The 14145-nt window shown below is 70.8% G+C and carries 12 protein-coding genes; 6 read left to right on the top strand and 6 right to left on the bottom strand.

The window, feature by feature from the left end:
• On the bottom strand, positions 1-1365 hold the full coding sequence (locus tag ACFT4A_RS24720; RefSeq protein WP_382833471.1) for a glutamine synthetase family protein: 1365 nt from the start codon (positions 1363-1365) through the stop codon (positions 1-3).
• Between the two features lie 98 nt (positions 1366-1463).
• Between ACFT4A_RS24720 and ACFT4A_RS24715 the strand changes: the two genes are divergently transcribed.
• The 3 genes from ACFT4A_RS24715 (at position 1464) to ACFT4A_RS24705 (ending at position 4506) form a co-directional block, all read left to right on the top strand.
• Positions 1464-2198 carry a FadR/GntR family transcriptional regulator gene (locus ACFT4A_RS24715; RefSeq protein WP_382833469.1) on the top strand — a complete coding sequence of 245 codons (735 nt, stop codon included), beginning with the start codon at positions 1464-1466 and terminating at the stop codon, positions 2196-2198.
• Between the two features lie 129 nt (positions 2199-2327).
• Complete coding sequence (gene eat / locus ACFT4A_RS24710; protein ID WP_382833467.1) at positions 2328-3773, top strand: ethanolamine permease; 1446 nt, start codon at positions 2328-2330, stop codon at positions 3771-3773.
• 1 nt (position 3774) lies between these two features.
• Complete coding sequence (locus tag ACFT4A_RS24705; RefSeq protein WP_382833465.1) at positions 3775-4506, top strand: gamma-glutamyl-gamma-aminobutyrate hydrolase family protein; 732 nt, start codon at positions 3775-3777, stop codon at positions 4504-4506.
• Between the two features lie 117 nt (positions 4507-4623).
• Here the strand turns inward: ACFT4A_RS24705 and ACFT4A_RS24700 are convergent, their stop codons facing one another.
• Positions 4624-5559: a LysR family transcriptional regulator gene (locus ACFT4A_RS24700; RefSeq protein ID WP_382833463.1), complete on the bottom strand. Its 936-nt coding sequence runs from the start codon at positions 5557-5559 to the stop codon at positions 4624-4626.
• A gap of 70 nt (positions 5560-5629) precedes the next feature.
• On the opposite strand from ACFT4A_RS24700, the gene ACFT4A_RS24695 reads away from it, so the two are divergent.
• Positions 5630-6766, top strand: coding sequence for a TDT family transporter (locus tag ACFT4A_RS24695; RefSeq protein WP_382833462.1), 1137 nt, complete (start codon positions 5630-5632; stop codon positions 6764-6766).
• Here the strand turns inward: ACFT4A_RS24695 and ACFT4A_RS24690 are convergent.
• From ACFT4A_RS24690 to ACFT4A_RS24675, 4 genes are all read right to left on the bottom strand, one after another.
• A complete protein-coding gene (locus ACFT4A_RS24690; protein WP_382833460.1) occupies positions 6693-7412 on the bottom strand; it encodes a helical backbone metal receptor in 720 nt (239 codons plus the stop codon). The two genes, ACFT4A_RS24695 and ACFT4A_RS24690, sit on opposite strands and share 74 nt — an antisense overlap.
• Entirely contained in the window at positions 7409-7978 is a 570-nt protein-coding gene (locus ACFT4A_RS24685) for a helix-turn-helix domain-containing protein (RefSeq protein WP_382833458.1), read from the bottom strand. The genes ACFT4A_RS24690 and ACFT4A_RS24685 overlap by 4 nt, the downstream gene beginning before the upstream one ends.
• Positions 7979-8322: 344 nt before the next feature.
• On the bottom strand, positions 8323-10938 hold the full coding sequence (locus tag ACFT4A_RS24680) for an ABC transporter permease/substrate binding protein (protein WP_382833456.1): 2616 nt from the start codon (positions 10936-10938) through the stop codon (positions 8323-8325).
• The gene (locus ACFT4A_RS24675; RefSeq protein ID WP_382833454.1) at positions 10931-12022 is read right to left on the bottom strand and encodes a glycine betaine/L-proline ABC transporter ATP-binding protein; all 1092 of its coding nucleotides are present in this window, start codon (positions 12020-12022) and stop codon (positions 10931-10933) included. Before ACFT4A_RS24675 ends, ACFT4A_RS24680 begins: the two co-directional genes overlap by 8 nt.
• 200 nt (positions 12023-12222) lie before the next feature.
• Here ACFT4A_RS24675 and ACFT4A_RS24670 point away from each other — a divergent pair, with 200 nt between their 5' ends.
• Both ACFT4A_RS24670 and ACFT4A_RS24665 read left to right on the top strand, forming a co-directional pair.
• Positions 12223-13152, top strand: a complete 930-nt coding sequence (locus ACFT4A_RS24670; RefSeq protein WP_382833529.1) for a 5'-3' exonuclease H3TH domain-containing protein — start codon at positions 12223-12225, stop codon at positions 13150-13152.
• Between the two features lie 123 nt (positions 13153-13275).
• On the top strand, positions 13276-14118 hold the full coding sequence (locus ACFT4A_RS24665; RefSeq protein WP_382833452.1) for a siderophore-interacting protein: 843 nt from the start codon (positions 13276-13278) through the stop codon (positions 14116-14118).
• Positions 14119-14145: the final 27 nt, after the last annotated feature.

Raw genomic sequence — 14145 nt, 5'->3', positions numbered from 1 at the left:
TCACATACGTTCGAAGGAGCGGCGCAGCTCCCAGTCGGTCACCGCGGCGTCGAAGGCGTCCAGCTCGACCCGCGCCATGTTGCGGTAGTGCGCGACGACCTCGTCCCCGAAGGCGGCCTTCGCGATCGGGCTGTTCTCCCAGAGCTCGGCGGCCTCGCGCAGGGTGGTGGGGACGTGGGCGAAGTCGGCGGTGTAGGCGTTGCCGGGACAGGGTTCGGGCAGCTCCAGCTTCTGCTCGATGCCGTGCAGTCCGGCCGCGACCAGTCCGGCGACGGCGAGGTAGGGATTGACGTCGCCGCCGGGCAGCCGGTTCTCGAAGCGCAGGGAGCGGCCGTGGCCGACCACCCGCAGCGCGCAGGTGCGGTTGTCGTGCCCCCAGGCCACGGCGGTCGGGGCGAAGGAGCCGGGCTGGAACCGCTTGTAGGAGTTGATGTTGGGGGCGTAGAGCAGGGAGAAGTCGCGCAGGGCCGCGAGCTGTCCGGCGAGGAAGTGCCGCATGACGTCGGACATGCCGCCCTCGCCGTCCCCGGCCATGGCGTTGCCGCCGTCCGCGTCCGCGAGCGAGAGGTGGATGTGGCAGGAGTTGCCCTCGCGCTCGTTGTACTTGGCCATGAAAGTGATCGACATGCCCTCCTGGGAGGCGATCTCCTTGGCGCCGGTCTTGTAGACGGAGTGCTGGTCGCAGGTGACCAGGGCCTCGTCGTAGCGGAAGGCGATCTCGTGCTGGCCGGGGTTGCACTCGCCCTTGGCGGACTCGACGGTGAGGCCGGCCGCCGCCATCTCGTTGCGGATCCGGCGCAGCAGGGGCTCGATGCGGCCGGTACCGAGGACCGAGTAGTCGATGTTGTACTGGTTGGCCGGGGTGAGGCCGCTGTAGTTGGCGTCCCAGGCCTGTTCGTAGCTGTCCTTGAAGACGATGAACTCCAGCTCGGTGCCGACCTGGGCGGTGTAGCCGAGCTCGGCCAGGCGCTCCAGCTGGCGGCGCAGTATCTGGCGGGGCGCGGCGACCACCGGGGAGCCGTCGTTCCAGGCGAGGTCGGCGTGGAGCATGGCCGTGCCCTCGTTCCAGGGGACGCGGCGCAGGGTGCTCAGGTCCGGGACCATCGCGAAGTCGCCGTAGCCGCGGTCCCAGGAGGACATCGCGTAGCCCTCGACGGTGTTCATCTCGGTGTCGACGGCGAGCAGGTAGTTGCAGCCCTCGGTGCCGTGCTGGAGCACCTCGTCGAGGAAGAAGCGGGCGGCGAACCGCTTGCCCTGCAGCCGCCCTTGCATGTCGGGGAAGGCCAGGACGACAGTGTCGATCTCACCGCCCGCGACGAGGGCGTGCAGCTCCTCGACGCTCAGCGGGGGTGTGCGGTCTGCCACGGGAAGGCCTCCTAGGCTCCTTGGATCCGCTGCCTTGGATCCGTCGGGAGCCATAAGGTATTGCGGAGAACCATTGCTTGGGAAGGGGGTACGGCCACATGCCGGAGGAAGCTGGGGGCGAGGTGCGGGACGGACTGACGCCGGTGCTGCGGCCGGTGCGCGCGGGCAACGGCTTCGAGGAGGCGCTGGAGCAGATCCTCCAGGTCGTACGGCTGGGCCTGGTGGCGGGGGGCGAGCGGCTGCCGGCCGAGCGGGAGCTGGCGGAGCGGCTGGGGATCAGCCGGGTGACGCTGCGCGAGGTGCTGAAGGTGCTCCAGGACCAGGGTCTGGTCGAGTCGCGGCGCGGCCGGTACGGCGGCACGTTCGTGCTGCCGCGTACGGACGCGGGCGGCGAGGACGAGCTGCGGCGCCGGGTCGCCGAGGTCGACATAGAGGACGTGCTGCGCTTCCGGGAGGTGCTGGAGGTCGGCGCGGCCGGGCTGTGCGCGGCGCACGGACTGGACGAGAAGCAGGCGGAACGGCTCCGTGAGGCCCTGGCCCGCACACACGACGCCCCGCTCTCCGACTACCGCCGCCTGGACACGCTGCTGCACCTCACGCTCGCCGAGTTGTCGGGCTCCCCCACGCTCACGGCCCAGTACGCGGCCGTGCGCGCGAGCGTCAACGACCTGCTCGACTGCATCCCGCTCCTCGTGCGCAACCTGGAGCACTCCCAGCGGCAGCACACCGCCCTGGTGGAGGCCGTGATCGAGGGCGACGCGGATCAGGCACGGGAGATCATGCGCGAGCACTGCGGGGGTACGGCGGCGCTGCTGCGCGGGTTCCTGGGCTGAGCCGGGCCGTGTTCCGGCGGGGCGAGGCAGTGGTGCGGTGAGGATTTACGGGCGATTAACGCACGGGTCTTGCCTTCCCTCGGTCGGCACGGCAAAGGTATGGCCTCATTCCATTGAGGGAGTCTGCCCATGTCCCAGGAACCCACCACCACTCCCGTCGCCCCGGAGGGCGACGACTATCTGGAGCGCAGAGCGCTCCGCCGGGGCAGCGCCGGCTGGGTGCTGCTGACCGGCCTCGGCGTCGCCTACGTCGTCTCCGGCGACTACTCGGGCTGGAACTTCGGCCTGGCCGAGGGCGGCTTCGGCGGGCTCGCGATCGCCATGGTGCTCATGGGCGCGATGTACGCCTGCATGGTCTTCGCCCTCGCCGAACTGTCCTCGATCCTGCCGACGGCGGGCGGCGGCTACGGCTTCGCACGGCGGGCACTGGGCCCCTGGGGCGGCTTCCTGACCGGTACGGCGATCCTCATCGAGTACGTCCTCGCGCCCGCCGCGATCGTCATCTTCATCGGGGACTACGTCGAGTCGCTGGGCCTGTTCGGCCTGGAGTCCGGCTGGCCGATGTACCTGCTCTGCTTCGCGATCTTCCTCGGCATCCATCTGTGGGGCGTGGGCGAGGCGCTGCGGTTCAGCTTCGTCGTCACCGGCATCGCGGTCGCCGCTTTGATCGTGTTCGCGCTGGCGGCCCTGCCGGACTTCTCCATCGGGTCGCTGGACGACATCCCGGTCGACGCCTCGGCGGCGGGCTCGAACTCCTGGCTGCCGTTCGGCCTGCTCGGCATCTGGGCGGCGTTCCCGTTCGGCATGTGGTTCTTCCTGGGCGTCGAGGGGGTGCCGCTGGCCGCCGAGGAGACCAAGGATCCGGCCCGTACGCTGCCGAAGGCGATCCGCTGGTCCATGGGCATCCTGGTGGTGCTGGCCGTGGTCACGTTCTTCGCGGCGGCGGGCGCACGCGGTTCCGCGGCGATCCAGGAGGCGGGCAACCCGCTGGTCGAGGCGCTGCAGCCGGGCGGCGAGGCGACGACACTGAGCCGGATCGTGAACTACGCGGGCCTGGCCGGCCTGGTGGCCTCGTTCTTCTCGCTGATCTACGCGGGCTCGCGCCAGCTGTTCGCCCTGTCCCGCGCGGGATACCTGCCCCGCTTCCTTTCCCTCACCAGCCGCCGCAAGGCGCCCTACCTCGGCCTGCTGGTGCCCGGCACGATCGGCTTCCTGCTGGCCGCGGTGTCGGGCAACGGCGCCCGCATGCTGAACATCGCCGTCTTCGGCGCGACCATCTCCTACGCGCTGATGTCCCTGTCGCACATCGTGCTGCGCCGCCGCGAGCCGGAGCTGCCGCGGCCGTACCGCACGCCCGGCGGGGTGGTGACCTCCTCGGTCGCCCTGGTGCTGGCCTGTGCGGCGCTGGTGGCCACGTTCCTGGTGGATGTGACGGCGGCGGTCATCGCGCTCGTGGTGTACGTCGTCGCCGTCGGGTACTTCGGCCTGTACAGCAGGAAGCGGCTGGTGGCGAAGGCACCGGAGGAGGAGTTCGCGGCACTGGCGGCGGCCGAGGCAGAGTTGTCACGGGACTGAGATGGAACGAGGCGTGCGAGGCGTCGACTATGAGGGAGTTTCTGTGTCCAGGCCGTTGATCGGGGTCAGCACGTATCTGGAGTCCGGTGCGCGCTGGGGCGTGTGGGAGCTGGAGGCGGCCCTGCTGCCGGCCGGTTACCCGCGGCTGGTGCGGCGGGCGGGCGGCCTGGCCGCGATGCTTCCGCCGGACGACCCGCTGCACGCGGCCGATGTCGTGGCCCGGCTGGACGGGGTGGTCATCGCGGGCGGGCCTGATGTCGAGCCGGTCCGCTACGGGGCGGAGCGCGAGCCGCGGACCGGGCCGCCGGCGCGGGAGCGGGACGCGTGGGAGCTGGCCCTGATCGACGCGGCGCTGGCGGCGGAGGTGCCGTTGCTGGGCATCTGCCGGGGCATGCAGCTACTGAACGTCGCGCTCGGCGGCACGCTGGTGCAGCACATCGACGGGCACGCGGAGCAGGTGGGCGTCTTCGGCGGGCATGCGGTCAAGCCGGTGCCGGGGAGTCTCTACGGCGGTGTCGTGCCGGAGGAGACGTTCGTACCGACGTATCACCACCAGGCCGTGGACCGGCTGGGCGAGGGCCTGGTCCCGTCGGCACACGCGGCGGACGGGACGATCGAGGCACTGGAACTGCCGAGCCACGCGGGGTGGGTGCTGGGGGTGCAGTGGCACCCGGAGATGGGGGATGACGTGCGGGTGATGCGGGCGTTGGTGGAGGCGGCGACGGTCGCCTGACCCCGGTGCGCGCACGGCACCAGGGGGCCCCGCCCCCTGGACCCCCGGCCTATGCCCACCCGCCACCCGAATCGGTCGGACAAGAAGCCGGGCTCGACAAGCGTGGCCGGGCACCTCCTACCCCCGCGTCAGCGACAGCAGATCCCGCGCCGGACCAGTCGGCCGATGCCCCGTAGGCCACACCGCCCGCAGATCCCGCGCCAACGCCACCCCCTCCACCGGCACACTCACCAGCCGCCGCATGGCCAGCTCCTCCCCCACCGCCAGTTCGCTCAGCACCGACGGCCCAGCCCCGCTCACCGCCGCCGCCTTGACCGCCGTCGTCGAGGACAACTCGATCAGCGGCCGGGCCAGCCCCCCGAGCGCCGCGTCCAGGACCTGCCGCGTCCCCGACCCCTTCTCGCGAAGGATCAGCGGCGTCGACGCCAACTCCCCCGCCGCCAAGGGCCGTCGACGACGCGCCCAGGGATGCCCGGGGGCGGTGACCACTATCAGCCGGTCGTGCGCGATGACGACCGAGTCCAGCCCTGTCGGGACCGACAGCCCCTCCACGAACCCCAGATCCGCCTCGTCCGACAGCAGCCGTTCCGCCACCACCGTCGAGTTCCCGGCATGCAGGGACACCGCCGTGTCGGGCCGCTGGGCGCGCAACGCGAGCAGCCAGCCGGGCAGCAGGTACTCGGCGATCGTCATGCTCGCCGCCACCCGCAACCGCGAGTCACGGCGGTCGCGCAACGCCTGCGCCCCCACGTCGAACGCCTCCGCCGCCTCGACGATCCGCCGCGCCCAGTCCGTCACCAGCGCACCGGCGTCCGTCAGCCGGGAGCCGCGCGGCGAGCGGTCGACCAGCGCCACGCCGAGCTGCCGCTCCATCGACCGGATCCGGCTGCTCGCCGCGGGCTGGGTGATGCCGAGTTCCCGCGCGGCCCCGCCGAGGCTGCCGAGCCGCGCCACCGCCAACAACAGCTCCAGCGCGCCGAGATCCGGCACCCGGTGTGCCAGGGACCCGGTCCCGGCGGTCGGCACGTCACCCTGCTCATCCGTCCTGCTCATAAACCCAGCTTATGTCGCCATAGAGGCATACTCCCTGGTGGTGCGGCTCCGGCGGCACGACCGTTGGGTCATGGTCACCGCAGCCCAGCCCCTCGCGTACCCCGTGTCGGTCCGTCATCTCGGCCCCAACTGGTACGCCACCGTGATGGGCACCTCCGTCGTCGCCACCGCCGGAGCCGCCCTGCCGTCGCACCTTCCCGGGCTGCGCCCCGTGCTCGCCGGTGTCTGGGTCCTCGCGTTCGTCCTGCTCCTGGCCCTGCTCGGGGCCCGGGCCGTGCACTGGGCCCACCACCGGGACCAGGCCCGCGCCCATCTCCTCGACCCGGCGACGGCACCCTTCTACGGCTGTCTCGCCATGGCCCTGCTCGCCGTGGGCGGCGGTGCTCTCACCGTGGGCCGGGACGTGATCGGCGTGCGGGCGGCCGTCGCGCTCGACGCCGTGCTGTTCACCGCCGGTACGGCTCTCGGGCTGGCCGCCGCCGTCACCGTGCCGTATCTGATGGCCGTACGACACCGGGTCGAGCCGGGACAGGCCACCCCCGTCTGGCTGCTGCCGCTGGTCGCGCCCATGGTGTCGGCCGCCGTCGGGCCACTGCTGGTTCCTCATCTGCCCGCCGGTCAGCCCCGGGAGACGCTGCTGCTGGTCTGCTTCGCGCTGTTCGGGCTCAGTCTGCTCGCCACGCTCGTCATGCTGCCGCTGGTCTTCGCACGGCTGCTCACCGGCGGGCCGCTGCCCCTCGCCCTCACCCCGACCCTGTTCCTGGTGCTGGGACCGCTCGGGCAGTCGACGACCGCCGTCGGAGCGTTCGCGGACACCGCCCCCGGAGTCGTACCGGCGCCGTACAGCCAGGGCTTCGGCGTGCTCGCCGTGCTCTACGGCGTGCCCGTGATGGGGTTCGCCCTGCTGTGGTTCTGCCTCGCCACCGTCCATGTGCTGCGCGCCCGGCGGCACGGGATGCGGTTCGCGATGACGTGGTGGTCGTTCACCTTCCCGGTCGGCACCTGTGTCACGGGCGCCGAGGCCCTGGGCCGGCACACCGGGCTCGTGGCCTACGAAGGGCCGGCGGTCGTGCTGTACGCGGTGCTGGTCGTCGCGTGGGGCGCCGCCGCCGCGGGCACCGCACGCGGGCTGTTCAGGGGCGAGTTGCTCGCAGGGCCCGCTCCAACACCCGTGGCGCCTCGGCCAGCGACGGTCCGTACCAGGTGAGGTGCCGTCCGCTGACGAGCGCGCAGGGCAGGCCGGGGAAGGCCTCGGGGCCGTCGTCGGCGGTGAAGCGGTAGGGCTCGTCCGGGAGGATCACCACGTCCGGCTCCGCGGCGCGCAACTCCTCCAGCGGGATACGGGGGTAGCGGTCGGGGTGCGCCGCGTGCACAGGGTCGACGCCGAGGCGGGCCAGGACGTCGCCCGCGAAGGTGTCACGGCCCAGGACCATCCACGGGCGGCGCCAGATCGGCACGACCGCCGTCAGGCGGGTCACGGGCCGCGGCAGGGACGACCAGGCCTCCTCCGCCTCGTCCAGCCAGCGCGGGCGTGCCGTCACCCCGCAGGCGTCCAGGACCCGGGCCAGTTCCCGGAAGGCCCCCGGCACATCGCGGATCTCCGTCACCAGGACCTCGACGCCCGCCGCGCGCAGGGCCGCGAGGTCGGGCTCGCGGTTCTCCTCCTCGTTGGCGATCACCAGGTCGGGGGCGAGGGACACGATCCGGTCGGGCTCGGGGTTCTTGGTGCCGCCGACGCGTACGACGTCCAGGCCGGGCGGATGGGTGCACCAGTCGGTGGCGCCGACCAGGGCGCCGGGCGCGGACCGGGCCACGGCCTCGGTCAGCGAGGGGACCAGCGAGACGACCCTCACCGGCGTGGCCGGTCCCGGACCGCCTCGATGTGCTCCGCCACGGCGACGACGATCACGCGGGTGTCCGACTCCGTGGCCCGCCAGCGATGCCGTACGCCACCGGTGAGGTACAGCGTGTCGCCGCGGCCGAGCCGGTAGGCGCGGCCCTCCGCCTCGATCTCCACCGCCCCGTCGGCGACGTACATCAACTGGTCGTTGCGGTACTGGAATTCACGGCCCGCGTCATGGTCGCCGATGAACTCGGAGGCGTGCATCTGGTGGTGGCCGCGCACCAGCGACCGGGTCCGGGGCTGGGGCAGCGGCCCGGCGCCCTCGGCGCGGACGACGTCCACGCTGCACGCCGGGTCGGCGGCGGCGAGGAGTTCCACGGCGGTGGTGCGCAGGGCGTCGGCGACCTTCTCCAGAGAGCTTCGGCTGGGGCGCGCCCGGTCGTTCTCGATCTGGCTCAGGAACGGGACCGACAGGCCGCTGCGCTCGGCCACGGCGGCGAGGGTGAGATCCAGCGCGCGGCGCCGGCGGCGCACGGCCGCGCCCACCCGAAGGGACTGCTCTTTGTGGTCGCCCATCGCTCCGGCTCCCTCCTTCGCCCGTCGATCCGGTCCCCGTGCACCAGTGTCCCGGAGCACTGCTTCTGTTGAGTTGTCTGCACCCTACGCATGTTCGGCAAACCGTTTCATGCGCCCGTCACATCGACGTCATACAGGGCGGCGCGCGACCCCACAGTTCGCGCCAGGGGATCGGCCGCTCTCAGGCAGCGTACGGATTTCCTCCCATGGGAGGAACAGGACGGCCGGGGTCGCTCGGGGGGTGGCGTCGCGCTCTGTGGTTGTCCGGATCCCGCTCGTGGACACGAGTGCGGGGCGGGACGCGTCGTATCGCGTCCCGCCCCGCATCCGGCCTCACCACAGCGTCACTGCGGCGTCATGCGCTCCACCATGTCGGGGTGCTCCTTCAGCCACGCGGCGACGGCCTCTTCCTCATGGCCCTGACCGCGGTTCTTGATCTCGCTCTCCAGGGTGCCGAGCTCGTCCTCGGTCATCTTGAAGTTCTTGATCCACTTCGTGAGCTGCGGGTACTCCTCGGGGAACTTCTCGTTGGAGATGGTGCGGATCGTGTTGCCCTCGCCGAAGGCCTTCTTGGGGTCCTTCAGCTTGGTCAGCTCGTAGTCGCTGTACGCCCAGTGCGGCGACCAGAGCGTGACGGCGATCGGCTCCTTCTTGGCGTAGGCGCGCTTCAGCTCGGCCAGCATGGCCGGGGTGGAGCCGTCGACGACCTCGTACTCCTCGTCCAGGCCGTAGCCGGGCAGCACCTTGTTCTTCAGGAGGTCCATCTCGCCGGTGCCCGGCTCGATGCCGATGATCTTCCCCTTGAAGGTGCCGGACTTGCCCTTGAGGTCCTCGAGGGAGTCGACGCCCTTCACGTACGACGGTACGGCGAGCTCCAGCGAGGTCGGTTCGTACCAGGTGCCCAGGTCCTTGAGCCGGTCCTTGTTCTTGTCCCAGTAGTTCTTCTGGGCATAGGGCAGCCAGGCGTCGAAGTTGAGGTCGATGTCGCCCGAGGCCAGGCCGGTGTAGACGGGGCCGACGTCCATCTGCTTCAGGTTCATCCTGTAGCCGCGCCGCTCGAGGACGTTCTTCCACAGGTAGGTGACGGCGATGTCCTCGTCCCAGGGGAACCACGCCACGTCCAGGGGCTGCTTGGCCTCTGCCGGTGTGCTGCCGCCGGCGTTCTCGACCGGGGCCATCTTGTCGGCGAAGCCGGGGTTCTGCTTCAGCCAGGCGCGGACGGCCTCCTGCTGATTGCCCTTGCCCGCCTTGTTGATCTCGGCTTCGAGGCTGGTGAGTTCCTTCTCGTTCATCTTGAAGTTCTTCAGCCACTCGGCGACCGTCGGGTCGTCGTCCGCGAAGCCCTTGCGGGACAGCGTGTGCACACCGTCGCCCTTGCCCCAGGCACCCTTGGGGTCCTTGAGCTTCTTGAGGTCGTAGTCGTTGTACGCCCAGTGCGGCGACCAGAGCGTGACGACGATCGGCTTCTTCTGGGCGTAGGAACGCTTCAGCTCGGCCAGCATCGCGGGCGTGGAGCTGTCGACGACCTGGTACTCCTTGTCCAGGCCGTACTCCTTGAGGACCTTGCTCTTGAGCAGGGCCATCTCGCCGGCGCTGGACTCGATGCCGGTGATCTTGCCGCCGAACTGCGAGGCCTTGCCCTTGAGGTCCTCCAGGGAGTCGATGCCCTTCATGTAGGAGGGCACGGACAGCTCCAGGGACGTCTTGTCGTACCAGGCGCCGAGGTCGTCGAGCTGCTTGCCGTACTTCTTCCAGTACTGGGCGTGGGTCGTGGGCAGCCAGGAGTCCGTCTGGAAGTCGACGTCGCCCTGGGAGAGGGACGTGTACAGCGGGCCCGCGTCGAACTGCTTGGCCTCGACCTCGTAGCCGCGCTGCTCCAGGACCTCCTTCCACAGGAAGGTGGAGGCGACGCCCTCGTCCCAGGGGATGTAGCCGATGCTGATCTTCTTGCCCTGGCCGACGTTCTTGCCGCCCGCCACGGCGGTGGAGTCGGTGCTCTTGCCGAGGACACCCATGCCGCCCGCGGCGAGCGCGAGGACGACCACGCCGATCACGGCGACGACCGGGCGGGGCCGGTAGGACCAGATCTTCAGCCCCTGGGTGGCGCGCAGCTTGGCGGCGGCGCGGCGGCCGAGCGGGGAGACCTGGGTGCCCAGGGCGCTGGTCATGCGGTCCAGGTAGATCGCGAGGATCACGATGGCCACACCGGCCTCGGAGCCCAGGCCCACGTTGAGCTGGCCGATGGCCTCGTTGACGTCGCCGCCGAGGCCGCCGGTGCCGACCATGCCGGCGATCGCGGCCATGGACAGACCGAGCATGATGACCTGGTTGACACCGGCCATGACGGTGGGCAGGGCGAGCGGGAGCTGCACGCGCAGCAGGGTGTTGCGGGGCGTGGTGCCGAACGCGTCGGCGGCCTCGACCAGTTCCTTGTCGACCTGCCGGATGCCCAGCTCGGTCATGCGCACGCCGGGTGCGAGCGCGAAGATCAGCGTGGCGACGATGCCGGCGGGGGCGCCGGTGCCGAAGAACAGGATCGCCGGGATGAGGTAGATCATCGCGGGCAGCGTCTGCATGAAGTCCAGGACGGGCCGGACCAGACCGCTGACGCGGTCCGAGCGGGCCGCCCAGATGCCGACGGGTATGGAGATCACGAGCGCGATGACGGTCGCCACGAGGACGAGCGCCAGGGTGATCATCGCGTTCTCCCACAGTTCGAGGGAGTCGATGAACGCGAATCCGACGAACGTGAGGACACCGGCGAGCGTGCCGCGCAGCCAGAAGGCGACCACGGCGAAGATGCCCGCGAGGATCAGTGGTTCGGGGGCCTGGAGGACGGCGTTGATGCCGTCGTAGAGGCCGAGGAAGACGGTCTTGCAGAAGTCGAACAGCCACGCCATGTGGGTGGTGAGCCAGTCGACCCCGTCGTTGACCCAGCTGCCGAGCTCGATCCTAGGCACGGGCGGTCACCTTCTCTCCGCCCTTGTCCCGCGGGGAGTCGCAGGGCTCGGGGGTGGTGTCCTGCTCGTCGCCGAGGAAGCCGATCAGACGCTGCCGGGGGACGACGCCGATCTGCTTGTTGTCCTGGTCCACGACCGAGACGGGGTGGGAGAGCCCGGCGCTGATCGCGCACAGCTCGGTGAACGGGGTGTCGGCCGTGGCGGTCCGGCAGTGGCAGCCGGGGGCGTCGGCGGTGACCGAGGGGTCCATGATCTCGCCCGCGGTCAGGACGCGGGAGCGGTCGACGTCCTGGGTGAAGGAGGCGACGTAGTCGTTCTCCGGCCGCAGCAGGATGTCCTGGGCGGTGCCGATCTGGACGATCTCGCCGTCGCGCATGACGGCGATGCGGTCGCCCAGGCGCATGGCCTCGTTGAGGTCGTGGGTGATGAAGACGATCGTCTTCTTGAGCTTCTGCTGGAGCTCCAGCAGCTGGTCCTGCATGTCGCGGCGGATCAGCGGGTCCAGGGCACTGAAGGACTCGTCCATCAGCAGCAGGTCGGCGTCGGTGGCGAGCGCGCGGGCGAGTCCGACGCGCTGCTGCATGCCGCCGGACAGCTCGTCGGGCCAGGACTTCTCCCAGCCGGCCAGGCCGCACAGGGCGAGCGCCTCGTCGGCGCGGCGTACGCGCTCGGCGCGGGGCACGCCCTGCACTTCAAGACCGTAGGCGGCGTTCTCGCGCACGCTGCGGTGCGGGAACAGCGCGAAGTGCTGGAACACCATGCTGATCTTCTGCGAGCGGACCTTGCGCAGCTCGCGGTCGCCGAGCGTGGTGAGGTCCTGGCCGTCGAAGCGGACGTGCCCGGAGGTCGGCTCGAGCAGGCCGTTCAGCATGCGCAGCAGGGTGGACTTGCCGGATCCCGACAGACCCATGACGACGAAGATCTGGCCGGGCTCCACGGTGAAGGACGCGTCGATCACGGCGGCGGTCGTGCCCTCGGCGCGCAGTTCCTCCCGGTCGGCCCCGTCACGGAGCCGCTCGACCGCTCGGTCCGGTCTTCTGCCGAACACTTTGTACAGGCTCTCTGCCTGAAGCCTCGCTGACACGTGCACCTCAATCTCGGCGGCAACAGAACAGAGCGAGGACAGGGCCCCGCAAACAGTTGAAATGCGCAACCAGCCTCGCTCTGCGGCCGCGCCTCCCCTGGATCGCGAAAAGCAAACCGATAAGTGGGGCGCCTCACACAGAACGCACACACAGCAACGCGCTGCGCAGCGCCGAGTGGCTGTCAGTGACGTACGGCATGATGCGTGGCGTGACCGGACGACTGATGCTCCTCGACACCGCCTCCCTGTACTTCCGCGCCTACTTCGGCGTCCCGGACTCGGTCCGGGCCCCGGACGGCACACCGGTGAACGCCGTGCGCGGACTGCTCGACTTCATCGACCGCCTGGTCAAGGACCACCGGCCCGACCAGCTTGTGGCCTGTATGGACGCCGACTGGCGGCCGCAGTGGCGGGTGGAGCTGATCCCCTCCTACAAGGCGCACCGCGTCGCCGAGGAGCGCGCGGCCGGCCCGGACGAGGAGGAGGTGCCCGACACACTGTCGCCGCAGGTGCCGGTCATCGAGGCGGTGCTGGACGCGCTGGGCATCGCGCGCGTGGGCGTCGCCGGGTACGAGGCGGACGACGTGATCGGCACGTTCACCGCGCGGTCGAAGGGCCCGGTCGACATCGTCACGGGCGACCGCGATCTATACCAGCTGGTGGACGACGCCCGCGGGGTGCGCGTGCTGTACCCGCTGAAGGGCGTCGGCACGCTCCAGCTCACCGACGAGGCATGGCTCCGCGGGAAGTATGGGGTAGCCGGGAGCGGGTACGCGGATCTGGCCCTGCTGCGCGGCGACCCCAGCGACGGCCTGCCGGGCGTGCCGGGCATCGGAGAGAAGACGGCCGCCAAGCTGCTGGCCGAGTACGGGGACCTGGCCGGGATCATGGCGGCGGTCGAGGACCGGCGGTCGAAGCTCACGCCGACGCAGCGCAGGCGGCTGGATGAGTCCCGCCCCTATCTCGCGGTCGCGCCGAAGGTGGTCCGGGTCGCGGACGACGTACCCCTGCCCGATGTCACCACGGCGCTGCCGCGGGCCCCGCGCGACCCGGCGGAGCTTCGGACACTGGCGACGCGCTGGGGACTGGGCGGCTCACTGGAGCGTCTTCTGACCACGCTGGCGGTGTGACGGGGGCGGGCCGACGGCCTTCCGGAGACAGGCGGTGTTCATGAACCTCTCATTCAAGAGGTGTTAAGTGGGGGCGAGGTGCTAACTTAGGTAAGCCTAACTATGTGAGACAGGGAGGTCCTCATGGCAGAGCGACCGGGACGCCAGCCGCGCAAGCCGCACTCCGCTCAGGTCGTCCGCACCGAGCGGCTGACTCCGCACATGCAGCGTGTGGTGCTCGGCGGCGAGGGCCTCGCCGACTTCACGGCGGGCACGTGCACCGACCACTATGTGAAGCTGCTGTTCCCGCCCGAGGGCGTGACCTACCCGGAACCCTTCGACATGCAGCGCATCCGTGACGAGGTCCCCCGCGAACAGTGGCCGGTGACCCGGACGTACACGGTGCGGCATTGGGACGCCGAGCACCACGAGCTGACCCTGGACTTCGTCGTCCACGGCGACGAGGGCCTGGCCGGCCCCTGGGCGGCACGCGTCCAGCCGGGCGAGACCGTGCGCTTCATGGGACCGGGCGGGGCGTACGCGCCCGACACCGACGCCGACTGGCATCTGCTCGTCGGTGACGAGAGCGCGCTGCCCGCGATCGCCTGCGCCCTGGAGGCCCTGCCGCGCGGCGCCAAGGCCATCGCCTTCGTGGAGATCTCCGGCCCCGAGGAGGAGCAGAAGATCGACTCGGACGTGGACGTCGTCTGGCTGCACCGCGGCGACCGCCCCCTCGGCGAGGCGCTGGTCGAGGCGGTACGGAACCTGGAGTTCCCCGAGGGCCGGGTGCACGCCTTCGTCCACGGCGAGGCGCACTTCGTGAAGGAGCTGCGCCATCTGCTCCGGGTCGAGCGCGACATCGCGCGCGAGGACCTGTCGATCTCCGGCTACTGGCGGCGCGGCCACAACGAGGACGGCTGGCAGGCCTCCAAGCGGGACTGGAACGCGCGCATCGAAGCGGAACAGGAGAGCAGTCCGGCCGCCTGAGCGAGGCGAGCCCGACACCCTCCCGGT

This window comes from Streptomyces sp. NPDC057099 (assembly GCF_042671245.1).
Taxonomy (GTDB): Bacteria; Actinomycetota; Actinomycetes; order Streptomycetales; family Streptomycetaceae; genus Streptomyces; species Streptomyces purpurascens.
Note: the sequence above shows the minus strand (reverse complement) of the source record. Positions and strands in the feature narration are given on the sequence as shown.

Excerpts from the sequence above, each read along its gene's own strand:
- ACFT4A_RS24695 (WP_382833462.1), top strand. The coding sequence starts at position 5,630 with ATGGTCACCGCAGCCCAGCCCCTCGCGTACCCCGTGTCGGTCCGTCAT.
- ACFT4A_RS24685 (WP_382833458.1), bottom strand. The coding sequence starts at position 7,978 with ATGGGCGACCACAAAGAGCAGTCCCTTCGGGTGGGCGCGGCCGTGCGC.
- ACFT4A_RS24715 (WP_382833469.1), top strand. The coding sequence starts at position 1,464 with ATGCCGGAGGAAGCTGGGGGCGAGGTGCGGGACGGACTGACGCCGGTG.
- ACFT4A_RS24665 (WP_382833452.1), top strand. The coding sequence starts at position 13,276 with ATGGCAGAGCGACCGGGACGCCAGCCGCGCAAGCCGCACTCCGCTCAG.
- eat (WP_382833467.1), top strand. The coding sequence starts at position 2,328 with ATGTCCCAGGAACCCACCACCACTCCCGTCGCCCCGGAGGGCGACGAC.
- ACFT4A_RS24670 (WP_382833529.1), top strand. The coding sequence starts at position 12,223 with ATGCGTGGCGTGACCGGACGACTGATGCTCCTCGACACCGCCTCCCTG.
- ACFT4A_RS24700 (WP_382833463.1), bottom strand. The coding sequence starts at position 5,559 with ATGAGCAGGACGGATGAGCAGGGTGACGTGCCGACCGCCGGGACCGGG.
- ACFT4A_RS24705 (WP_382833465.1), top strand. The coding sequence starts at position 3,775 with ATGGAACGAGGCGTGCGAGGCGTCGACTATGAGGGAGTTTCTGTGTCC.